Raw genomic sequence first — 23,158 nt, forward strand, 5'->3', positions numbered from 1 at the left:
CGGGATTCTTCAGCTAAATAAACGCAGGGCGCGGGTGGAGCCGGCCGGAATGTCGGCCGCGTCCATTTCCTGGTAAAACTCTTGCACCTGGCCGGCGATCTCGGCCAAAGCCGCCTCCGACAAGGCCTGGTTGTAATCGTCGACGATGGTCGCGTCCAGGCGGCCCACCAGCGCGCGCGCGCAGGCGACCATGGCGCCGAAGCCGTCGCGCGCGGGCGCCACGCAAGGCACGTCCAGCAGCAGGGTCAAACGGGGCGTGGTTTCCTCGGCCAGGGTGACATTCGTCGACAGCGAGAACAGATAGCCGCCATCGCCGTCCGGCATGACGAAGCGGCCGTCCGGGCGCACGTCGAAGCCTTGTTTTTCCAATGCCACGAGCAGGGTGGAAATGGCCCACGGCGCGCCGTTGGTATGCAGGTTGACGCCCAGCTGGGCGTCGTGACCGGCCACGAAGCGGTGCAGATTGCGCGCTTCGGCCATCACTTCCATCATGTCCGGCACTTCCGGCTCGGCGCCGATGTCGTCGGCCACGCCACGCAGGCGCGTGACCAGTTCCGAGTATTCCAGTTCATTCAGGGCCGTGCTGCGGCTGGCCAGCTGCACGCCGCCCTGCATCTTGGTGTAGACACCGCCATGCGTGATCGGTTCCCAATCGCCATTCACGTGCAAGCCGATGAAGTGCACGGGCTTGTTGCCCACCAGGCGCAGGGTTTGCAGCACGGGCAGAATCTTGTCGCCGCGCACGGGCGCTTCCAGCGACAGGGGCAGCAGGCAATCGATCAGGGGATCGACCAGGCAAGTCGCCTGTTCGCTGGCCGCGCTGACGTCTTCCCGCACGGGGGCGGCCGGCGCGGCCACGGGTGGAGCCGGCTCCGCGGCCACATCGCTTAGCGAAGGTTCCGCATGCACGGGAGCATCAGGCACGGGAGCCGTCGGCGGCGCGCCGAACGACGGCTCCGCCTTGACGGCCGGCGCCGCGTCGAAGCGCGGCTCCTGGCGCAGCACGGGTTCCTGCGCATCGGCTGCGGGCGCCTCGCCTTCGCGCATCAGCACGTCGTCGTGGTCGGTGGAAAACGCCCGTTCCACGCTTTTCTTGGCCTTGTATTCCTGCCATTTGTTGTAGGAGAAAACACCGACGATAAAGACGCCGCCGGCGCCGAACAAGGTAATTTGAAGGTCTGTCATGCTGCTTGTGCCTCGGTAGCAAAATTTGCGGCGGACTCCATGTCCACCGCCACGATGCGCGATACGCCCTGCTCCTGCATCGTCACACCGATCAATTGATGGGCCATTTCCATCGCAATCTTGTTATGCGAAATGAAAAGGAATTGGGTCTGGTCGGACATGCGCTTGACCATGCGGCAGAAGCGCTCCGTGTTCGAATCGTCCAGCGGTGCATCGACTTCGTCGAGCAGGCAGAACGGCGCCGGGTTCAGGCGGAACATGGAAAACACCAATGCCGTCGCGGTCAGCGCTTTCTCTCCACCGGACAACAGGTGGATGGTGGCATTTTTCTTGCCCGGCGGCTGTGCCATGACTTGTACACCGGAATCGAGAATCTCGTCGCCCGTCATGGTCAGCCTGGCCTGGCCGCCGCCAAACAGAATGGGGAACAGCTCGGAAAAGTGGTGGTTGACCTTGTCGAAGGTGTCTTGCAGCAAGTCGCGCGTTTCCTTGTCGATCTTGTGGATCGCGTCTTCCAGGGTATTGATCGCTTCCGTCAGGTCGGCATTCTGGGCGTCGAGGAAATTCTTGCGCTCGGACGCCTGCGCCAGCTCGTCGAGCGCGGCCAGGTTGACGGCGCCCAGGCCCGTGATGGCATTCGTCAGGCGCGTCACTTCGCCCTGCAGGTACGACGGGCGCATGTCCGGATGCAGCTTTTCCGTCAATGCCGCCTCGTCGGCGCCCGACTCCAGCAGTTGCTGGGCGAATTGTTCCTGGTTCAGGCGCGCGGCCTGTTCCTTGAGCTGCATTTCCATGATCTTGTCGCGCTGCGGCTGCAGGCTGCGTTCGGATTGCGTACGCGCATCTTCCGATAAACGCAGCTGCTGCGTGATCTGGTCCAGTTCGTGGCGCGCATCGGCCAGCGCCCGCTCCTGTGTGGTGCGGCGCTCGAGCAGGTCCTGCAAGCCGTCCGCGGCCGCGCCGCTTTCCAGGTTGGCCAGTTCCAGCTGCCCCGCCTGCAGGCTTTCCGTCACCTGCTGCGCCTGCGTGCTGGCCGTGGCGATGTTGCGGCGCAATTCCTCGATCTTCGCCCGGTGGGCTTTTTCCGCGTATTCCGTGTCCTTGGCGGCCCGTTCCAGGTCGCGCAAGGCCTCGCGCGCCTCGGCCAGGCGCTGTTCCTTTTGCAGGAAATCCGTATGGCCGTCCTCGTGCGCTTCCTGCAGATTGCCCAGTTCCATGTCCAGCTGTTCGAATTTTTCTTCCGATTCCAGCTTGGTCTGCATCTGTTCCGCTTCCTGCGCGGCAATCTCCGCCAGGTCGGCGCCGATCTGCGTGCTGCGCTGGTTGAAGCGCGCTTCCACTTCCGACAGTTTCACCACGTCCAGCTGCAAGGTGTGCACGGAGGAAGTGAGCTGCTGTATGCGCAGGCGCAAGTCCGACAGGTTGCGCGTCAAGGCCCCCACGGCCGCGTCGGCCCGCACGGAACGGGCGCGCGCCTCTTCGGCCAGCAATTGCTGGGCCCGCAACTGCTTGCCGATATTCTCGATTTCCTGCTGGCGGCCCAGCATGCCTTCCTGCTCCGAATCGGCCGCATAGAAGCGCACGCTGGTGGCCGTCACCACGTGGCCAAGCCGCGTGACGAAATAGCCGCCCGGCGGCAGCTTGCCGCGTTCGGCCAGCGCCTCGGCCGCGTCTTCCACGGCGTAGGCGTTGTACAGCCAATCCTGCAGCAAGCCGCGCAAGCCGGGATCGTTGAGTTTCAGCAAATTCAGGAAAGGCTTCAGGCCCGGCACGTCCGGCAAGGGCAGCGGCGCCACGGTCGATGGCGCGTACAGGGCCAGCTTGGCAGGCGGCGCATCGGCAAAGAAGGCCTTGGCCCAGTCGATATTCGACAATTGCAATGCCGACGTGCGCTCGCGCAGGATCGATTCCATGGCCGCTTCCCAGCCCGCTTCGATCTGCAGTTTTTGCCACAGACGGGGCAAGGTGTCGAGCTCGTGCTTTTTCAGCCACGGCTGGACCTTGCCCTGCGTCTGCACCCGTTCCTGCAACTGTTTCAAGGCGGACAGGCGCGCTTCCAGCTGGGCATTGGCGGCCGTCTCGGCATTCACCTGCGCCTGCGCCTCGGCCCGCTCCTGCTCCAGTTTCGGCTGCTGCTCCAGCGCTTCTTCCAGATAAAAGCCCTGCTCTTCCAGCGCCTGCTGTTTCTCTTCCAGTTGCAGCTTGAGGTTTTCCAGGTGGCTGCTGTCGGGCAAACTCAGGCTGTTCTTTTCCTGCTGCAGGCGCTCGCGGCGCGTCAACAGGCTGGCCAGGATGTTGGAGGCGTTGCGCTGGTGCGCCGATTCCAGCTCCAGCTGCTGCTGCGCCTGCATGATGCGCGCGCGCGATTCCGTGCTCTTGTTCTGCGCGGCGCGCCAGGCGGCGTCCAGCTCGGGCAACTGCTCGCCCTTCTGCTCGGCCATCATCTGCGACTGTTCCACCTTGGCGGCCAGCTCTTCAAGGTGGAATTCCGCCTCCTCGATCTGTTCCTGGTATTCGCCGCCCTGCTGCGTCCACTGGTCGCGCTGGGCCGTCAGGGTGGCCAGCTGGGCCTGCAAACGGGCGCGCGATTCGATGACGAATTTGATCTGCGCTTCCAGGCTGCCGATTTCCGCGTTCGTCTGGTACAGATGGCCTTGCGCCGTATGCAGGCGGTCGCCCACGGCAAAGTGCGCCTGGCGCATCTGCTCCAGCGTCAATTCCACGTTGCGCAGCTTGGCCGTCTGTTCTTCCAGGTCCGTCTGCGCCTGTTCCACTTCGCGGAAATAGCGCGTCTGCTCGTTCTGCGCCTCGTTCTTGCGCAGCAGCCACAGCAGTTTCTGCTTTTCTTCCTGGTCCGCCTGCAAGGCGTGGAAACGCGTGGCCACGGCCGCCTGCGCTTCCAGCTTTTCCAGGTTGGCATTGAGTTCGCGCAAGATATCTTCCACGCGCAGCAAATTCTCGCGCGTATCCTGCAGGCGGTTTTCCGTCTCGCGCCGGCGTTCCTTGTATTTCGACACGCCGGCCGCCTCTTCCAGGAAGACGCGCAATTCCTCCGGACGCGATTCGATGATGCGCGAAATCATGCCCTGGCCAATGATGGCGTAGGCGCGCGGGCCGAGGCCCGTGCCGAGGAAGATATCCTGGATGTCGCGCCGGCGCACGGGCTGGCCATTGATGTAATAGGTGGACGTGCCGTCGCGCGTCAGGGTGCGCTTGACGGCGATCTCGGCGTACTGGCCCCACTGGCCGGACGCCTTGCCATCGTTGTTGTCGAATACCAGTTCCACGGAAGCGCGGCCGGCAGGCTTGCGGTGCGTGGAACCATTGAAAATGACGTCCTGCATCGACTCGCCGCGCAACTCCGACGCTTTCGACTCGCCCAGCACCCAGCGCACGGCGTCGATGATGTTCGACTTGCCGCAGCCGTTCGGCCCGACGACGCCCACGAGCTGGCCTGGCACCTGGAAATTGGTGGGATCGACGAAAGACTTAAATCCCGACAACTTGATGGAAGAGAGACGCACGTGTTTTAGAGTTCCTGGCCTATGCTGGCGGTTGATTTATGGGTGAACCCGGTTTGTATTCAATGGATGGCCGCCGTGGCGACGACGGCAGGCCGTCCATTCACCGCTGGGAGTGGTTTATCATACCATTTCCTGATGCTTTTCTGGCCAAAAAACAGCAGCGCCAGGCGCAGGCCGCCACCCCATCACGGGGCTGGGCGCCCGTCTTGTGCCAGTTTCCAGTCAGCACGGGAAAAAACCCGGTCATGGCCAGAGAGGACTTTGGCCAGTTTTTGCAGCCACAGCTCGGTCGGCATCGGTTCCGCCTTGAAGCTGAGTACCACCATCAGCACCAGGCTGGCCAGGGCCAGCGCATGGCTGACGGCGATATTCACGGCGCCGCGCGCATTCCACATGAAACCCAAGGCCACCGCCAGGCCCAGCACGCAGCCGCTGACGGCTTCCGACACGCTGTGCGCATGCACGACCACGCGCGAAATGGCCACCAGCACGGCAAACGCCACGCCCGCGATCACGCCGGCATGGCGCCAGCGGCGATCCGCCTGCTGCAGCAAGACATACATCAGGACGGGGAAAACGGCGCCAGCGCGCATGGCATGGCCGCTGAAACCTGTAAAGTCCAGACTGCTGCTGCCCACGCCCCAGCTCATGAAGGCCAGCTTCGACAACACCACCAGCGCCAGGCCGCTGCCGTACCACAGGCTCCAGCTGAACACCAGCCGCCACTGGCGCGACACCAGCAGCCACAGGGCGATCGCCACCCCTGCCGGTCCCATCAGGGACATATCGGCCGCAAAAGAAATCCCGTTCCACCAAGTCATCGTGCCAGCGCTCATTTCATGATCAGCCCGCACTATGCCACGACTCCCCCCTGTTCCGCGCGGCTTTTCAAAAACCAGGGGCAAGAATTACATTCCATTACAAATTCCCTGCTGGAAACAATCCTCGCCGCGGCGTCAGCGCCCCTCAGATATTCGTCAGGCGCTTGCCCTTCGGCGGGGCGAAATCGCGAATCGAGCTGATCATGCCTACCTCCAGCGCCTGGTCGGCCGTCAGGTGCAGGTCGGAATACGCGTGCACCTGCCACTGTTCTTCGCTGAGGCTGACGTGGCCGCGCAGGATGCGCTCGGTGCGCATGTCGTCGGCGCGCAAGCCTTCGACGATGATGCTGAGCGCATCAGGGCGCGATCCGGGCGAGGCCGTCGCATGCGACTTGTGCACCATGAAGCGGGCCGTGTCGCTGGCATGGCGTTGCCGCCCTGAAAGAAACAAGGTCACGGCGATGGACGCCACGGCACCGCCGTTATAGGTAATGATGTCGAGTGGCAATTTACTCAGGAAATTGTACAGGCAGATGCCATCGCTGACATACCCGCCGTTCGACTGGATCAGGATGTGCGCGGTGGTGAGCTTGTCTTCGGTGATGTCCGCCACGGCGTTGAAGACGCGCCGCACCATGTCACTGTTGACGTCGCCGGAAAGGGTGAAGTAACCGTGCTGTTCAGTGTTGTTTTGTGTCTCGATTTGCGTCGTATTCATGGCAGGCACCCGCAAGAAAGCCAGGATTTCATGATAGCGCATTCCTGCGCGGCTGCACGCCCTTTTGCACGGAACCAACACGCCAGCCAGCCCCGCAAAACGGCGCTTTGGCGGCACGTTTCCCCCACCCGCGCCACCTCTTTACAGATTGACAGAAACACCTTGCTGACATATATTCCTCCCACTTGATCGGGAGAGGGCAACCCAGCGTTGCCGCCGAAGGGGCACTACCCAAAAACTCTCAGGCAAAAGGACCGATCAGGCGGACTGAAGCTGTTGCTTTGGCGACATCTTTAGCTCAACTCTGGAGAGCGGCCGCGGCGTATGCCGGCGGTCCACCGAAGGGGCGCACGGGGCAAGCTCCCCGTAATCTCTCAGGTACAAAGGACAGGGGGGTCAGTGATCACGCTGGAAAGCCGTGTTTGGCTATTCTATGTTTTGTTAACTCCCCTTTTACCTTCGTCCCGAGGAATCCATGACGCTCAAAGCGACCCCACTCAACAACGCCCACCGTGCCCTCGGCGCCCGCATGGTCGATTTCGGCGGCTGGGACATGCCCGTCAACTACGGCTCGCAAATCGAAGAACACAACGCCGTGCGCGGCGACGCCGGCATGTTCGATGTGTCGCATATGTGCGTGGTCGATATCGAAGGTCCGAACGTGCGCGCCTTCTTGCGCGGCCTGCTGGCCAATAACGTCGACAAGCTGCAAGTGTCGGGCAAGGCGCTGTACTCGTGCATGCTCAATGCCGAAGGGACCGTCATCGATGACCTGATCGTCTACTTCTTCAACGAAAACTGGTTCCGCCTCGTCGTCAACGCGGGCACGGCGGAAAAAGACGTGGCCTGGATGCAGCAGCAAAATGCGGTCAGCAACAGCGGCCTGACGATCACCGAGCGCCGCGACGGCAATGACGCCATGGCCCTGGTGGCCGTGCAGGGCCCGAACGCGCGCGCCAAGGTGTGGCAGGTGCTGCCGGAAACGCAAGCCGCCTCCGACACCATCAAGCCGTTCAATGTCGTCATTGTCAAGGACACGGCCTTCGGCGAAGTCATGCTGGCGCGCACCGGCTACACGGGCGAAGACGGCTTTGAAATCGGCGTCGCGGCCACCCAGGTGGAAGCGCTGTGGAACGCCCTGGCTGCCGCCGGCGTCAAGCCGGCCGGCCTGGGCGCGCGCGACACCCTGCGCCTGGAAGCGGGCATGAATCTGTACGGCCAGGACATGGACGAAAGCGTCAACCCGCTCGACGCGGGCCTGGCGTGGACCATCGACCTGGTCAGCGAACGCGACTTCATCGGCAAGGCCGCCCTGCTGGCAAAAGGCCAGAACGCGCAATTCGTCGGCCTGATCCTGCGCGAAAAAGGCGGCGTGCTGCGCGCCCATCAAAAAGTCATCATCGCCGGCACGGACGCCACGGGCGAAATCACCAGCGGCACCTTCAGCCCGACGATGCAGGAAGCGATTGCCCTGGCGCGCGTGCCCAACGGCGTCAACGTGGGCGATACCGTGCACGTGGAAATCCGCGGCAAGCAGCTGGCCGCCTCCGTCGTCAAGCTGCCTTTCGTGCGTAACGGTAAAATCCTGGCTGCGTAAGCGTGTAGAGCCGCCCGCAAGACCGTACAACCATAATCAATAACGAACACTTACCATCTGGAGCCACACATGAACATTCCCGCAGACCTGAAGTACACCGCTTCCCACGAATGGGTACGCCTTGAAGGCGACGGCACCGTCACCGTCGGCATCACCGAATACGCGCAGGACGCGCTGGGCGACATCGTCTTCGTCGAACTGCCAACCGTGGGCAATACCTACGGCGCCGGCGACGACGCCGCCGTGGTGGAATCGGTGAAAGCCGCCAGCGACATCTACGCGCCGGTTGCCGGCGAAGTCGTGGCCGTCAACGACGACGTGGTCAACTCGCCCGAGTCGATCAACGCCGACGCCTACGCCAACTGGCTGTTCAAGATCAAGCCAGCCGACGTATCGGCCCTGGACGGCCTGCTCGACGCCGCCGCCTATGGCGCCACCACCGGCGCGTAATCGCGTTTGACTCACGGGCCGCCATTGCGGCCCGTTTGCATTTGATTTTGTAGCTATGCCCCGCCGCCGCGCCCGCGCGCCGCATCCCGGTTTTTCAGTCTTTTTTGGCCTCTATATCATGACCCGCACCAGCCTGACCCAACTCGAAGCACGCGATGCCTTCATCGCCCGCCACATCGGCCCTTCCGCCACCGAACAGCAAGCCATGCTGGCGACCCTCGGCTATCCATCGCGCGCCGCGCTGATCGACGCCCTGGTACCGGCCAACATCCGCAACAAGGGCGCCCTGCCCCTGGGCGCGTACTCGCAGCCGATGCCGGAACAGGAAGCCCTGTCGCGCCTGAAAGCCATCGCCGGCAAGAACCAGGTGCTGAAATCCCTGATCGGCCAGGGCTACTACAACACGTTCACGCCAGGCGTCGTGCTGCGCAACATCTTTGAAAACCCGGCCTGGTACACGGCGTACACGCCTTACCAGCCAGAGATTTCGCAGGGCCGCCTGGAAGCGATCCTGAACTTCCAGCAAGTGATCACCGACCTGACCGGCATGGGCATCTCGAACGCCTCGATGCTGGACGAAGGCACGGCCGCCGCCGAGGCGATGACCCTGATCCAGCGCGTGGGCAAGTCGAAATCGAACGTGCTGTATGTCGCCAATGACGTGCTGCCGCAAACGCTGGAAGTGGTGCAGACGCGCGCCCAGCCGATCGGCATTGACGTGCGCACCTTCGATCCGGCGGAAATCGAGTCGCTGGACAGCTGCTTCGGCGTGCTGCTGCAATACCCTGGCGTGAACGGCGTCGTGCGCGACTACCGCGCCGGCGTGGAAAAACTGCACGCGAATGGCGCCATGGTCATCGTCGCGGCCGACCTGCTGGCCCTGACCATGCTCACGCCGCCGGGCGAATGGGGCGCCGACGTCGTCGTCGGCAACAGCCAGCGCTTCGGCGTGCCGCTCGGTTTCGGCGGCCCGCACGCGGGCTATCTGTCCACGCGCGATGAATTCAAGCGCAATATGTCGGGCCGCCTGGTGGGCGTGACCGTCGATGCGCAAGGCAACAAGGCCTACCGTTTGGCCCTGCAAACGCGCGAACAGCACATCCGCCGCGAAAAAGCCACGTCGAACATCTGCACGGCGCAAGTGCTGCTGGCCGTGATGGCCTCGATGTACGCCGTCTACCACGGTCCTGCCGGCCTGCTGCAGATCGCCCAGCGCGTGCACCGCTTTACGGGCGTGCTGGCCGCGAACCTGAAGACCCTGGGCTACGGCATCGCCAACGCCACGTACTTCGACACCCTGACCGTGCATGTCGCCGATGCGGACAAACTGCACGCCACGGCCATCAAGCACGGCGTCAACCTGCGCAAGGTCGACGCCACCCACGTCGGCCTGTCGCTCGACGAAACCACCACGCGCGACGATATCGCGCTGCTGTGGAAGGTGTTCGCCGATGGCGTCGCCAACGCGCCCGCCGCCCCGGACCTGGACGCCGTTGAAGCAAATGTGACCAGCGCGCTGCCGGCCAGCCTGGCGCGCGAGAGCGCCTACCTGACCCACCCCGTCTTCAACAGCTACCACTCGGAACACGAAATGCTGCGCTACCTGCGCAGCCTGGCCGACAAGGACCTGGCGCTGGACCGCACCATGATCCCGCTCGGCTCGTGCACCATGAAGCTGAACGCGACGAGCGAAATGATTCCCGTCACCTGGCCCGAGTTCTCGAACATCCACCCGTTCGCGCCCGACGCGCAAACGGTGGGCTACCGCGAAATGATCGCGCAGCTGGAAGAAATGCTGTGCGCCTTGACGGGCTACGCGGCCGTCTCGCTGCAGCCGAACGCCGGCTCGCAGGGCGAATACGCGGGCCTCCTGGTGATCAAGGCCTATCACGAGTCGCGCGGCGAAGGCCACCGCAACATCTGCCTGATTCCCTCGTCGGCGCACGGCACCAACCCTGCCTCGGCCAACATGGTGGGCATGCAGGTGGTCGTCACCAGCTGCGACGCCAACGGCAACGTGGACCTGGCCGACCTGAAGGCGAAAGCGGAAAAGCACAGCGCCAATCTGGCTTGCGTGATGGTCACCTACCCATCCACCCACGGCGTGTTCGAGGAAGGCATCCAGGAACTGTGCGAGATCATCCACTCGCACGGCGGCCAGGTGTATATCGACGGCGCCAACATGAACGCGCTGGTCGGCGTGGCCGCTCCCGGCTCGTTTGGCGGCGACGTGTCGCACCTGAACCTGCATAAAACCTTCTGCATCCCGCACGGTGGTGGCGGACCAGGCGTGGGCCCGATCGGCGTGGGCGCCCACCTGGCGAAATTCCTGCCGAACCAGCGTTCGTCCGGCTACCAGCGCGACGCGGCTGGCATCGGCGCCGTCAGCGCCGCGCCGTTCGGCTCGGCCAGCATTTTGCCGATTTCGTGGATGTACATCGCCATGATGGGCGCGGAAGGCTTGACGGCGGCGACCGAGACGGCCATCCTGGCCGCGAACTACATCGCGCGCCGCCTGGCGCCGCACTACCCCGTGCTGTACTCAGGCCACGACGGCCTGGTCGCGCACGAGTGCATCCTGGACCTGCGCCCGATCACGGACGCCACCGGCATCAGCAACGAAGACGTGGCCAAGCGCCTGATGGACTTCGGTTTCCATGCGCCGACCATGAGCTTCCCCGTGCCGGGCACCCTGATGATCGAGCCGACGGAAAGCGAATCGAAAGTGGAGATCGACCGCTTCATCGACGCCATGATCGCCATCCGCGGCGAAATCGCCAAGGTCGCCAGCGGCGAATTCGACCACGACGACAACCCGTTGAAAAACGCGCCGCACACGGCACAGGTATTGATGTCGGACAACTGGGGCCGCAAGTACAGCCGCGAAATCGCCGCCTACCCGGTCGCATCGCTGCGCCAGCGCAAATACTGGCCGCCGGTCGGCCGCGCCGACAACGTGTACGGCGACCGCAACCTGTTCTGCGGCTGCGCGCCGATCAGTTCGTACGAAGAGGAATGACGCCAGACCAAACCTACTGCGCGTCGCGCTTTGCGGCCGGCGATGCTCACCGTACTCAAGTACGGTAGCGCTTCTTGGCCACAAGGGGGCGCCGAGCCTCACTGACGCTCGCTACGGTTTTGTCAGGCGTCGAAACTGAGCAATCTAGAAATAAAATCCCGGCAAAGCCGGGAGTATCAAATTAAAACAGAACGGCAGGCCGCAAGGTCTGCCGTTTTTTTATGCGCCGCGTTATAAAGCCAGCAAGACGGCGCCAGGCAGCCCCAGCACGGTGCCCAGTATCGTCAGGCACACGACATCGCGCCGCTCGCAGCGGGCGCGGTGCGAACTCCAGGCGGCAAACAGCAGCGCCACGGCCACGCCGCTGAGTGAAATGCCCACTTCCGTCATGCCCGCTCTCCCCGCCGGGACCAGGCGCCCGCCATTGTTTCTTTTTTCATTGTTCTCATCCTTTTCAGTTATTGAGCAACCTACCTATCGGTAGGTAGTCAGTGTACAATGAAAAAGACAACGGTGTCCATGCCGTGTTTTTGATCGATGAAGGATGCGCAATGCAGCAGCAAACCCCTCTCCCCGCCGCCAGTCTTGGGCTGGCGGCTTCCCTGGCCCTCGTGGCCGTGCTCGGTCCGGCCGGCATCGACATGTACCTGGCCTCGATGCCGGCCATGGCGCGCGAGCTGCACACCTCGTATGCGAATGTGCAGCTGAGCCTGACCGTCTTCCTGCTGGCCCTGGGCGGCGGGCAGCTGCTGTGCGGCCCGCTCACCGACATGCTGGGCCGGCGCCGTCCGCTCCTGGCCGGCATCGCCGTCTACATCGTGGCGGCCGTGTGGGCGGCGCAGGCCGAGCAATTGCACATCCTGCTGCTGGCGCGCACGCTGCAGGGGCTGGGCGCGGCGCTGACCCTGGTCGTGGTGATGAGCATGGTGCGCGACGTGGCCGACGGCGTCAAAGCGGCGCAGCTGTTTGCCCTCTTGATGACCATCGTGGGCCTGGCGCCCGTGCTGGCGCCCGCCGTGGGCGGCTTGCTCGATGCCCATTACGGCTGGCGCGCCGTGATGCTGGCCCTGGCTGCGCTGGGCGCCGTGACCCTGCTCAATAGCGCCCTGTTCTTGCCGGAAACACTGCCGCTGGCGCACCGCGTGTCGCCGGTAGGCATGCACCGCACGTATGCGCGCATCGCGCGGGACCGCGCCTTTTTGCTGCCCGCGCTGGCCCTGTCGGCCGCGTTCTTTTTCCTGTTTGCCTATATCGGCGGCGCGTCGCTCGTGTACCAGCGCGATTTCGGCCTGTCCGCCGGCAGCTTCGGCCTGGTCTTCGGCGCCACGGGCGTGGCCGTGCTGCTGGGCGCCATGGCCAGCGGCCGTCTGGTGGAAAGGCACGGCGTGGCGCGCTTGAGCGCGGCGGGCAGCCTGGCCATGCTGGGCGGCGCGGCGCTGGCCCTGCTCGGCGCCTGGGCGGGCGCCGGCATCGCCGCCGTCGTGCCGGGCATGTTTGTGGCCCTGTTTGGCCTCGGCATCGCAGAAGCGGCGCTGATGGCAATGGCCATGGGCTCGCAGCAGCGCGCGCTCGGTTCCACGGCGGCATTGCTGGGCGCCATACAGATGAGTTTATCGTCGCTGGCCACGCCGCTGGCGGCCGGCCTGTCCGAACGGGGGCCGCTGCCGTGGCTGCTGTTCTTGACCGTGGCCGGCCTGCTGGTATCATGGCTGACCCTGGCCACTGCGCGCGTCCATCCGGCACACGCCACCAGCCTGGGCGCGCACTGACGCCTCACCCAACTACTACCCTCATATGAAGAAACGCTCGGCCTCGGCCGATAACATCTGCGCCGTCGCCGTCGTGCATTTTTCGGAGCACGGCTACGATGCCTCGTCCCTCAGCGACATCGCCGCGCAGGCGGGCATGCGCAAGGCCTCGCTGTATTCGCACTTCGCCGGCAAGGACGCCCTCTTCCTCGACGTCTTCGCCGATGCGCTGGAAGAGGAACAAGCGTTCATGGATGCCTGTTTCGCCGATGAAGCGGCGCTGGCGACGGCCGGCGGCCAGCTGGCCGGCTCGCTGTACTGCGACCGCATGGCGCAGCGCTACGCGGACTCGGCCCATCTGCGCTTCCTGCTGCGCACGGCATACCTGCCGCCCGCGCCCCTGCGCGTGGAAGTCGGCACGGGCTATGAAGCCTTGCTGGCGCAATTGCAGCGCCATTACGTGGCCAGCCTGGGCCGCTGCGCGCCCGCCCTGCCGCCCCAGCGCATCGAGCTGTACGCGCAAGCCTACCTGGGCATCGTCGACAGCCTGCACGTGGAACTGATCTACGCGGGCGGCGCCGCGCTGCAGCAGCGCCATGCGGCGCTGTGGCAGATATTGTCCGATTCGCTGGCGATGGCGGCACAACCGGCCTGATGCGGCGTAGCTTACTGCCACACCGTGAACCGGCAACCAGGTCTGACACAAGCCGCCATCGATTCTTCAAAAGCCCTGCTTTGCCATATTCAAATGTGGTACGACTTGCTGGCGGATTTTTCGCATGCGAAGTTCCGCTTGCGCCCCATCTCGGACCTTCGTGCTCACACCCAATTCAGGCAAAGCGGAGCTCAGATTCTGCCGCTTTAACGTTAAGCCATTCCGATTAAATTTCAGCGAAATATTTCGTCAATAATGTCACGGATATTTCACAACATTGATTCAACATCCAAGTCGCCGAATTCGCTCCACTCACCAAGGGCGTTCCTATTCCGCAAATCGGTAAATACCTTTATTTCTATCCCAATTTAGAATTAAAGGAAAACAATCGAAAATTCAAGCATTCTCAGAATTCATCCCTTCCAACTTTAGTTTATTCAGCATAGATAAATTATTAGCTTTACAAAACTTGCGGCGAACATCTTGCAAAACTCTTCCAGCAACGGGTGCTACGAATGACAGTACCCCGTCTATAGAAATGTTCAGCACCCCATAACATAAAATCTATGAGGATATACCTTGGGCGCGGTCGGATTCAGCCATCGCGCCAAGCATTTCTTTTCTTTCGGCAAGCGTTTTTCTTGCCAGAGTGGTGGCCTGAATCTTGTATTCCCGCTCCAGATTACGATCTATCACGTCTGTCATCGCAGATTCAAGTCCGATGTCGTCGGTCTGTTGTCCATGTAACGCAACGATGAAACCGGCCAACTGCCTGCCAATCGCGACCAAGCAGGAATCTTGACTTCGGAACACGAGATCAAGCTCAATATTTTGCTCACGAAGGGCTGATTTGCTGAAATTGCTGCTTCCGATGGAGACCCATTCCAGTGTTTGTTTCGTCCAAACGGAATAAAACTTGGCATGCAACTCTGGGATAAAAACCAGCTGTAGACGCGTGTCGAACTCGAGTACTTGCTGTAAGACCGCAAGTCCGCGGACGCTGGCCTCGTTCTTTTCGACCGTCGCCGCATCTACATCACGCCAATCACCTACAAAAATGCACACTCGACGTGATTCGGACTTGGCGAGCCAGTCTCTTAAAGCCTCACCAAACTCTTTAATAAGATTATCGTCACCTGCAAAATAACCAACGCCTATAACAACTAAGGTGCCCTTATTCGCCTTCAGTTCATCCAATAGGGCTTTAAGAAGTGTAGCGCTGCCGAGAAGGCCGTTAATCAGTTGAATACTCATGTGAAAGCTCCTTTGCTGTGGGGGGGCGAGACGGGCTGCTTCTAGCCGAACCCGGCCGACGGCGTTCAGGATAGCAGCTTGCTCATCTGTAAAACTCACGAATTCTCACTCTTGGCTGAAGCCGCCCGAAACCGGACTTTGCCGCCATTAACTCATCCGGTTACTAATATTTCACAAATCATTGTCATGCCTAAAGCTCGACTTTCACCGAGGAGGAATGTAGCATTACCTACCATAATGCTTTCTCTTTATTAAATTAAAAATGAAAATATTCTACCGTATCCGGAGGCATGTGTATTCTCTTCCCCCTATATTCCCGGTACCGTCTTTCCATACGCGAGAACAGTTCCATATTAATATCAAAATATGTTTCGACATCAAAGTTGATCGAGTTGGGGGCCTTCACAATAGTGCCGTCATGCAGAACCATATCAATCAACTTCAGACTCGGAAGGTCGATTGAACCAATAGCACGATTGCCTATGATTTTTCTATTTTGCAAATTCTCCGCTGAAAGTACTGCATCGCATAACGTGGATTTGTAATTTCCTAATCTTTCCAGAGCTCCTTCGAACAGAAAATCAAATCTGTCGTCAAAATCCTCGACATCCATACCTTTGTATTTGACCCACATTTCTACTATCGCGGCATGCGGATCATCTCCCACTAAGGCAAGGTATATATCTTTTTCTTCCTTGCTAAGCCACTCCTTCCATTCGTACATAAAAAGCACGGTCTTGAAAAAAATCAATGCCCGCTGAGAGTCTCGCCTTAGTTCCATTGAAAGAAAGTGACCCAGACTGCGGTTCGAGAACGTTTCTTCAATTCGGTTGGCAATTATTCCAATCCTGAAAAAAGTCGCGTCCAACGAGAAGCGCGCCAAGGTTGAAATCATCGACATAAGCGATTTAAGATCAATCTCAGGAAAATGGATCCTGGTAAGACTAAGTAAGACGGAATATTCGATCCTTGAAACGTCGTTAAGTAAATCATCAAAGCTTTCTCGTGTTTCTCGGTTAATAATTGCAGCATCAACTGGATCGTCGATCGTCTTTGCGTACTCAAGAATGCTTAGGAATTCGTTGGCTGTGGCGTGCGCTTCTAGCAAAGAAAGAGTACTGAGAGGAACCTGATGATGAACCGTATCACCACTGCAGTAGTTTATTATCAAAACCACTCCAAACTTTTCTTCGTACTGCAATTGGTGTGTTAGGCGCTTACAGGCCGTTGGCGGCAGCGTTCCCTCAACAATTAGTTCTTTGTGTATATCGATTTCTCCTGTCTCCACGGCAAATACAGCCAGCCTGTCGTCAACATCTGGGAGATCTCTTGTCAATGACTGGGCAAAGTTGAGTTTGCGCACTAGATATTGATGGCCCCAAAACGTTGTGTGTAGATCTAAAAAATGGGTTATCTCGTGATATACCAGAGCACGGATTTTCAACATCCGCCGATCCATTGGCTCACCGGATTTCCAATTTATTGCTGCATGAATTTCCGCGGAATCGGCTTCAGTATATTGCAAAAGCGTAAGGATGTTAGAGAAATAATCAAACGTTCCATCTAAATCGGGGGCAGAGAGAAAGCGTGCGTGCATGGTTTTTCAGTTAATTAAAGTGTTGTGCTCCCAGTATTTTGGGCACTATAGTAATAGTGTTTAAGCAGATATTATTTTGATTGGCCACCACAAAATCCGCTCATTAAATCCACATAACAAATTCCTGAGGGCGATATTCACGCGGTGGAGCCCCATCGTGATTGCTCGGGCCGGGGGGAATTGTGAATGGCCATGAAACGCTTTCGTCGAGAACTTCTACTTGAATCATGAATGGCCCAAAACCGGACAGATGGCAATTAATAAAGTCGCGTGAATTGCTTTTGGCCGCTAACGGCCCATGAGCATAGCGAAATGCCAAGCGAGAGAAGTCACGCATTGTCACGTCAACGCGAATGGCTGCTCTTGGCCGCATCCAGCCAATCTTCTACGAACTATATCGGGTCTAAGTCCTTTGGAAATTGGCTGGTGCGCTGCCACTGCTCTTGATCGAGGTCTTCCGTCAAATCACGTAGATGCCAAGCCCTGTTCAAGTGCGCAAACACATGGCCGAGGTCAATGCGAAGATTTATCTCATCGTAGTCAGCCTCGCTACTCATCTTCGATATGAGCGTGGTCAAGTGTTCTTGCGCATCTTCAAGCTCGTACATCAGTGTGGCCCATGCTGCCGGAGCGTTATCTTTACTAATCATAGGACAACCTTTTACTACACTTCAATAACATTGTGAACTTCCGCTTATGGCCCATTGCGCTCCTTCACACCATCGACCGGCCCGATGCTTTGAAGCCGGATGCCGAAGAGCAAACTGCATCGCCTAATTCCAAACATACGCGATGTGCTCTTTCTTCCTGCTATCGAGAACATACGCGCGAACATACATTCGGAAATTTTCTGTCACATACACTTCTGTACGGAATTCAATAAGTGCGGCAACATCAATGCTATGACGCCTTAGATACTCTGCCAATCCGATTCGATAGGCGAGCACGCAATTTCTAACTCTTGGAGGAAATCCGAACAATTCCTCGCTTGTTGCAGGAATCCAATTAATGGTTACCTTTGCACCGCGCCGCTCTCGCGCCATCTGATACACATCCTCGAAGACAAAGCCGCCATCCAAATAGTTCATGCAACTCATGAACGAGTGTGACCAGTTGTGGGCCATCGAGCGTATTAATTTATACTTCATTGAAATCCACTTTTTGACTGGCCGCTTCTGGCCGCTTGCCGTCGTTGGCAAGATGCGCCCCATCGCGGACGACTGTCACTTGTTAGCTTTTCGGTCCAAGACTTCGCCCAAGCAAGTGTCCGGGAACTTACGCCAGTCTCGAGGTTCGGTACTCCGAACAAGATTTTCAACAGCAGCCATGGCGTCGCTGTTCTCAATACCAACTGCTGTCGCGAGAACATGATTATGCGTGTGCCGCTCTGAACGGTTCGCTCGTGCTTTAGCTAATGGGATGCCTTTGCGTGAGGCCTTGCTGTTTTCACCGTACGTGTTGCGGCGGTCTTTCTCGTAGCTGAGGCACTTTTCTATTGCGGAGTTTCCGGTTGCACTGCCATGTATCTTTCCCTTTCACATCAATAACTGAAGGTCCGCTCTTGGCCGGTTGCCGTCGTTGACACGTTCAGCTTTTATGACTGAATGGGGGCCATTTCCTGCGCGACACGCAGGAAATCCATAGTCCAGTTTGTTTCCCATGTTCTCCCTTGATCCTTGGAAAAAGCCTGCTCCCAACGAGGATTTTCCTCAGGCGTAGCGGTCCAGGTAAAGCGCACTTTTATTTCTTGGCCATCGAGTATGTCGTCTGCAAAAAATATGCCGATGTGATTGGAGAATTTTCCAACGACGGGTACGTCGAGTGCTGTCGGGTTGCGTGCGTCGAGCCACCAGATAGACCAGGTTTCGGATTCCATACAAAACGAACGGAGTGCAAGGGCGCGGAAGCTACCTTCCGGGAAGTAGAGAATGTTGTCCTCCAAATTGCCGAAGCCACCCAGTGTCTTGACAGTCGACGACAGCCCATCAAACTCTGTCCAATCGATGCAACTTGTGAATCTGGAATTGAGCCGGCGATGTTTGACTAACCAATCGCCGATGATGAAATCAAAGTCTCGGGGAGCGTTTATATCGACTGGCAAATGCATTACGAGGTTTCCTAAATTGATTTAACTCGGTGCTCGACCGGGCTTTTCATTGCCGAAATGGGCCGTGAGTGGCCGCAAAGGATAGCAAACTGCAAGCAAGAAAAATGCATACATTGTCACACCAACGCGAATAGCCGTGGCATCGGACTTTCGTATTCGTCCACACCAACATTACACTTTGGAAACCTAAGATTTCTTCAGTTGACACTCTTGCAGCACGTGCATAAGATGCCCCCATTATTCATTTACGGAGTCCCACGTGGGTACTTGTTCTAGTGACAGTAGCCGATCTTGTATCGGTGATTGCCTCGGCAGCTAAACAGCAAGCAACACGGGTTCCTTCCGCCGTGCCTTGCTGAGCAAGGTGCGGTGTCTCGCGCGGCCAGTCCGGCTGCGCGCCTCTCCCCCCTCTTTCCGATCGCGACCGGCTACTGACCCGGATTGCCCGCCAGCACGATTGTGTCTTGGCGGCACGCAAGTCTTGCCTGCGGCTGCGCCGCCCGTCAACACCTCGTCGTGAAAGGAAGAGCCATGAATCTCTTCACCCGCTTATTCGAATCGTTCCTGCGCAAGCGCCATACGGCCGGCAATTTCCGCCGCCGCGCCATGCCGCTGGAAAACAGCACGGCCCGGCCCGTGCCCGACCACCTGGCGCGCCAGCTGCTGGCGGCCGCCCATGAAGATCTGGACAGCGCCCTGAACCGCCTGCACACGCGCCTGGAAGGCTTGCGCGATGCCGAGGCGCAAGTCATCGGCGCGCAGACGGGGCCGAACGAGGTCGAACATGAGAAACCGCTGGCCTGGTACCAGCACCTGTGGCTGTGCTACAAGAATCCGTTCAACCTGCTGCTCACCGTGCTGGCCATCGTGTCCTACCTGACGGAAGACCCGAAAGCGACCATCGTCATCGGCACCATGGTGATCCTGTCGACCCTGCTGCGTTTCGTGCAGGAAGGCCGCTCGAACCGCGCCGCCGAACGCCTGAAAGCCATGGTCAGCAATACCGCCACCGTGCTGCGCAATGGCCAGCAGATTGAGCTGCCCATCCGCCAACTGGTGCAGGGCGACATCATCGTGCTGTCGGCCGGCGACATGATCCCCGCCGACTGCCGGCTGCTGTCCGCCAAGGACCTGTTCGTCAGCCAGGCCGCCATGACGGGCGAATCCCTGCCCGTGGAAAAGATGGCAGAGCTGGCCGACGCCCATGGCAAAGACCCCATGGAACTGGCCAATCTGCTGTTCATGGGCACCAACGTGATCTCGGGCGCCGCCACGGCGCTGGTCCTGGCCACGGGCAACCGCACCTATTTCGGCACCATCGCCACGCGCGTGACGGCCACCGAGCGCACGCCGACGGCGTTCGAGGCGGGCGTGAACAGCGTCAGCTGGCTCTTGATCCGCTTCGCCCTCGTGATGGCGCCGCTCGTGTTCCTCATCAATGGCTGGACCAAGGGCGACTGGATGGAAGCGTTCCTCTTCGCCCTGTCGGTCGCCGTGGGCCTGACGCCGGAAATGCTGCCCATGATCGTCACCAGCACCCTGGCCAAGGGCGCCGTGAAACTGTCGAAAAAGAAAGTCGTCGTCAAGCGCCTGGATGCGATCCAGAACTTCGGCGCCATGGACGTGCTGTGCACGGACAAGACGGGCACATTGACGCAGGACAAGATCGTGCTGGAACGCCATACGGACGTGTTCGGCCAGCCGTCCGATGAAGTGCTGCAATTTGCCTATTTGAACAGCCACTACCAGACGGGCCTGAAAAACCTGCTGGACCGCGCCGTGCTCGACCATGTCGAATTGCAGACGGAAATGCAACTGGCCCGCGACTACGTGAAAGTCGATGAAATCCCGTTTGATTTCGTGCGCCGCCGCATGTCCGTTGTCGTGTCTGAAAAGAATGACCACCATGAGCTGATCTGCAAGGGCGCCGTCGAGGAAATTCTCGCCGCCTGCAGCCACCTGCGTCTCGGTGGCGTGAGCATCCCGCTCGATCCGGCCCTGCTGGCGAAAGTGCTGGACACCACACAGGGCTTGAATGCGGAAGGCTTGCGCGTGGTGGCCGTGGCCGTCAAGGAAGTGCCGCCGCATAAAACCGTGTACGGCGTGGCCGATGAAACGGCGCTGACCCTGATCGGCTATGTGGCGTTTCTCGATCCGCCGAAGGAATCGACGGCGCCCGCCCTGCGCGCGCTGGCGGAACACGGCGTCACCGTGAAAGTCTTGACAGGCGATAACCACCTGGTGACGGCGAAGATCTGCCGCGAAGTGGGCCTGGCCGTGCATGGCGTGCTGCAGGGCCCGCAACTGGACGACATGGACGACGCCACCCTGGCGCAAGCGGCCGAGGACAACACCGTGTTTGCCAAGCTCAGCCCGCTGCACAAGGAGCGCCTCGTGCGCGCCCTGCGCGGCAATGGCCATATCGTCGGCTTCATGGGCGACGGCATCAACGACGCGCCCGCCCTGCGCGCGGCCGACATCGGCATTTCCGTCGATTCGGCCGTGGATATCGCCAAGGAAGCGGCCGACATCATCCTGCTGGAAAAGAGCTTGATGGTGCTGGAAGAAGGCGTGCTGGAAGGCCGGCGCACCTTCAGCAACATGCTCAAATACATCCGCATGACGGCCAGCTCGAACTTCGGCAATGTGTTTTCCGTGCTGGTGGCCAGCGCCTTTTTGCCGTTCTTGCCCATGCTGCCGCTGCACTTGCTGGTGCAAAACCTGCTGTATGACGTGTCGCAGATCGCCATCCCGTTCGACAACGTTGACGCCGAACTGATCCAGCAGCCGTTGACTTGGAACCCGCGCGACATCGGCCGCTTCATGGTGTTCTTCGGCCCCATCAGCTCGATCTTCGACATCAGCACGTTTATTTTGATGTGGCATGTGTTCGGCGCGAATACCCCAGAGCAGCAGACCCTGTTCCAATCCGGCTGGTTCGTCGTGGGCTTGCTGACGCAGACGCTGATCGTGCACCTGATCCGCACGCCCAGGCTGCCCTTCATCGACAGCATCGCGTCCGTGCCCCTGCTGGTGGCCACCACCGCCATCATGGCCGTGGGCGTGTTCCTGCCGATGGGCCCGCTGGCGACCTACTTCAAGCTGCAAGCTTTGCCGTTGGGCTACTTCCCCTGGCTGCTGGGCATCCTCGTCTGCTACACCCTGCTGACGACGTTCATGAAACGCGTGTATCTGCGCAAATTCGGCTGGCAATAGTATGATGAGCCGCTCTTTCCCCTACAAAAGGCACGCATGAGCGGCTCCTCCCTTTCCAAACGTCACCAGGCCCTGCTGCTGTCGGCCCTCGTCTTCCCCGGCAGCGGCCATTTTCTGCTTGGCCGCAAGGCGCGCGGCTGCCTGTTCCTCGTGCCGGCGCTCGTCGCGCTGGTGATCGTATTGCGCCAGATCATGGCACGAATGGACCAGATCATGGCACAGATCGACAGCGGCGCCCTGCCCCTGGACGTGCAGCTGATCGTGGAAAAAGTCGATGCCCTGTCCGCCAGCGACGGCCCCGCCATGACGCTGGCCGTGTGTGTGCTGGTGGCGTGCTGGATCGGCAGCCTGATCGACACCTTCCTGATCAAGCCATGACGGCGGAAGGTGACGCGCGCAATGAACGCAAAAAGCGCAAGGAAGCAAAGATGCAGGCGCGCCGCGACCAGCTGGCCCTCAAGCGACAGGACGATGGCGGCCCGCTGGCCTGGCGCGGCTGGTTCGACGGTTCCGCCCACCCGAACCCGGGCAAGCTGGGCATAGGCGCACTGCTGCTGGGGCCGAACGGCGAACGTATCGAAGTGAGCCAGGCAGCCGGTTATGGCAGCAGCAGCGACGCGGAATATGCGGCCCTGACAGCCGTGCTGCAGGCGGCGCAGGCCGTGCGCCCGCCGCCCGTGCAACTGCTGCTGTACGGCGACAGCCAGGTGGTGATCAACGATGTGCTGGGAACGACGCCGGCCGGCGCCAAGGGGCTGGAAACGCAGCGGGCCACCGTAGTGGCCCTGCTGGAACAATTCACGGATGTGAGCTTGCGCTGGCTGCCGCGCCACCGCAATGGCGAGGCGGACCGGCTTTCGCAACTGGCGATCGCAAGCTTCACCCCAGAGGCTTAAATACCGGGGTCGTACCCTCAGGGTACGACCCCAGCCGTTACTGGGTAAGCAACTTAGGCGGCGCGGCCGATCTGCAATGCTTCTGCTGGCGCCTTGGCTGCCGGACGCTTGGTCCCCTTCAAGCCGCTGACACTGGCCTGCTGCCCATTCAATTTGAAGACGCTGACGACCTGTGCCAGGCTGTGCGCCTGGTGCTGCATCGATTCGGCGGCCGCCGCCGATTCCTCCACCAGCGCCGCGTTCTGTTGCGTCACGGCATCCATCTGGCCGATGGCACGGTTGATCTCGTCGATGCCCACGCTTTGCTCGCTGCTGGCGGCCGTGATTTCCGTGATGATGTCACTCACGCGCTGCACGCTGTCGACGATGTC

18 protein-coding genes, 1 pseudogene and 2 riboswitches are annotated in these 23,158 nt (G+C 60.2%); of the genes and pseudogenes, 8 read left to right on the forward strand and 11 right to left on the reverse strand.

The features are described from left to right. Nucleotides 1-9: 9 nt before the first annotated feature. The 4 genes from BM193_RS26235 to BM193_RS26250 form a co-directional block, all read right to left on the reverse strand. Nucleotides 10-1,185 carry a cell division protein ZipA C-terminal FtsZ-binding domain-containing protein gene (locus BM193_RS26235; RefSeq protein WP_092802576.1) on the reverse strand — a complete coding sequence of 392 codons (1,176 nt, stop codon included), beginning with the start codon at nt 1,183-1,185 and terminating at the stop codon, nt 10-12. Next, the gene (gene smc, locus BM193_RS26240; protein ID WP_092802573.1) at nt 1,182-4,709 is read right to left on the reverse strand and encodes a chromosome segregation protein SMC; all 3,528 of its coding nucleotides are present in this window, start codon (nt 4,707-4,709) and stop codon (nt 1,182-1,184) included. The genes BM193_RS26235 and smc overlap by 4 nt, the downstream gene beginning before the upstream one ends. A gap of 185 nt (nt 4,710-4,894) precedes the next feature. Beyond that, nucleotides 4,895-5,494, reverse strand: coding sequence for a phosphatase PAP2 family protein (locus BM193_RS26245; protein WP_092802570.1), 600 nt, complete (start codon nt 5,492-5,494; stop codon nt 4,895-4,897). A 181-nt stretch (nt 5,495-5,675) separates the two neighbouring features. Continuing rightward, nucleotides 5,676-6,248, reverse strand: a complete 573-nt coding sequence (locus BM193_RS26250; RefSeq protein ID WP_254786428.1) for an ATP-dependent Clp protease proteolytic subunit — start codon at nt 6,246-6,248, stop codon at nt 5,676-5,678. Nucleotides 6,249-6,428: 180 nt separating this feature from the next. Then, a riboswitch (glycine riboswitch) is annotated at nt 6,429-6,515 on the forward strand. Nucleotides 6,516-6,542: 27 nt separating this feature from the next. Next, nucleotides 6,543-6,649: riboswitch (glycine riboswitch) on the forward strand. A gap of 74 nt (nt 6,650-6,723) precedes the next feature. Here BM193_RS26250 and gcvT point away from each other — a divergent pair. The 3 genes from gcvT to gcvP all read left to right on the forward strand — a co-directional run bounded on the left by gcvT (nt 6,724) and on the right by gcvP (nt 11,314). After that, nucleotides 6,724-7,845, forward strand: a complete 1,122-nt coding sequence (gcvT, locus tag BM193_RS26255) for a glycine cleavage system aminomethyltransferase GcvT (RefSeq protein WP_092802563.1) — start codon at nt 6,724-6,726, stop codon at nt 7,843-7,845. A gap of 69 nt (nt 7,846-7,914) precedes the next feature. Further along, nucleotides 7,915-8,295: a glycine cleavage system protein GcvH gene (gene gcvH / locus BM193_RS26260; protein ID WP_092802560.1), complete on the forward strand. Its 381-nt coding sequence runs from the start codon at nt 7,915-7,917 to the stop codon at nt 8,293-8,295. 118 nt (nt 8,296-8,413) lie between these two features. Beyond that, nucleotides 8,414-11,314 carry an aminomethyl-transferring glycine dehydrogenase gene (gcvP, locus tag BM193_RS26265; protein WP_092802673.1) on the forward strand — a complete coding sequence of 967 codons (2,901 nt, stop codon included), beginning with the start codon at nt 8,414-8,416 and terminating at the stop codon, nt 11,312-11,314. Nucleotides 11,315-11,545: 231 nt separating this feature from the next. Here gcvP and BM193_RS28910 read toward each other — a convergent pair whose 3' ends face one another. Beyond that, nucleotides 11,546-11,704, reverse strand: a complete 159-nt coding sequence (locus BM193_RS28910) for a hypothetical protein (protein WP_175533428.1) — start codon at nt 11,702-11,704, stop codon at nt 11,546-11,548. Nucleotides 11,705-11,865: 161 nt separating this feature from the next. Here BM193_RS28910 and BM193_RS26270 point away from each other — a divergent pair, with 161 nt between their 5' ends. Next, nucleotides 11,866-13,083: a Bcr/CflA family efflux MFS transporter gene (locus tag BM193_RS26270; protein WP_092802670.1), complete on the forward strand. Its 1,218-nt coding sequence runs from the start codon at nt 11,866-11,868 to the stop codon at nt 13,081-13,083. Between the two features lie 25 nt (nt 13,084-13,108). After that, on the forward strand, nt 13,109-13,717 hold the full coding sequence (locus BM193_RS26275; protein WP_092802557.1) for a TetR/AcrR family transcriptional regulator: 609 nt from the start codon (nt 13,109-13,111) through the stop codon (nt 13,715-13,717). A gap of 564 nt (nt 13,718-14,281) precedes the next feature. Here the strand turns inward: BM193_RS26275 and BM193_RS26280 are convergent. From BM193_RS26280 to BM193_RS26295, 5 genes are all read right to left on the reverse strand, one after another. Next, nucleotides 14,282-14,971, reverse strand: a complete 690-nt coding sequence (locus BM193_RS26280) for a phospholipase D-like domain-containing protein (RefSeq protein ID WP_092802554.1) — start codon at nt 14,969-14,971, stop codon at nt 14,282-14,284. 256 nt (nt 14,972-15,227) lie between these two features. Further along, nucleotides 15,228-16,568: a hypothetical protein gene (locus BM193_RS26285; protein WP_139176332.1), complete on the reverse strand. Its 1,341-nt coding sequence runs from the start codon at nt 16,566-16,568 to the stop codon at nt 15,228-15,230. Between the two features lie 392 nt (nt 16,569-16,960). Then, nucleotides 16,961-17,218 carry a hypothetical protein gene (locus BM193_RS26290; protein ID WP_092802548.1) on the reverse strand — a complete coding sequence of 86 codons (258 nt, stop codon included), beginning with the start codon at nt 17,216-17,218 and terminating at the stop codon, nt 16,961-16,963. Nucleotides 17,219-17,341: 123 nt separating this feature from the next. Further along, on the reverse strand, nt 17,342-17,656 hold the full coding sequence (locus BM193_RS28575) for a hypothetical protein (protein WP_139176330.1): 315 nt from the start codon (nt 17,654-17,656) through the stop codon (nt 17,342-17,344). Nucleotides 17,657-18,162: 506 nt separating this feature from the next. Further along, nucleotides 18,163-18,675, reverse strand: coding sequence for a DUF1579 domain-containing protein (locus tag BM193_RS26295; RefSeq protein ID WP_092802545.1), 513 nt, complete (start codon nt 18,673-18,675; stop codon nt 18,163-18,165). Between the two features lie 531 nt (nt 18,676-19,206). On the opposite strand from BM193_RS26295, the gene mgtA reads away from it, so the two are divergent. From mgtA to BM193_RS26310, 3 genes are read left to right on the forward strand one after another with little or no spacing between them, the layout of a single operon-like run. Next, complete coding sequence (gene mgtA, locus BM193_RS26300) at nt 19,207-21,891, forward strand: magnesium-translocating P-type ATPase (RefSeq protein WP_092802542.1); 2,685 nt, start codon at nt 19,207-19,209, stop codon at nt 21,889-21,891. A 36-nt stretch (nt 21,892-21,927) separates the two neighbouring features. Beyond that, nucleotides 21,928-22,269, forward strand: coding sequence for a DUF6677 family protein (locus BM193_RS26305; RefSeq protein ID WP_092802539.1), 342 nt, complete (start codon nt 21,928-21,930; stop codon nt 22,267-22,269). After that, nucleotides 22,266-22,787: a ribonuclease HI family protein gene (locus BM193_RS26310; protein ID WP_092802536.1), complete on the forward strand. Its 522-nt coding sequence runs from the start codon at nt 22,266-22,268 to the stop codon at nt 22,785-22,787. Before BM193_RS26305 ends, BM193_RS26310 begins: the two co-directional genes overlap by 4 nt. Before the next feature lie 53 nt (nt 22,788-22,840). Here the strand turns inward: BM193_RS26310 and BM193_RS26315 are convergent. Further along, a pseudogene (locus BM193_RS26315) lies at nt 22,841-23,158 on the reverse strand (hypothetical protein); the annotation flags it as partial.

Origin of the sequence: Janthinobacterium sp. 344 (genome assembly GCF_900112025.1) — a bacterium.
Taxonomy (GTDB): domain Bacteria; phylum Pseudomonadota; class Gammaproteobacteria; order Burkholderiales; family Burkholderiaceae_D; genus Janthinobacterium.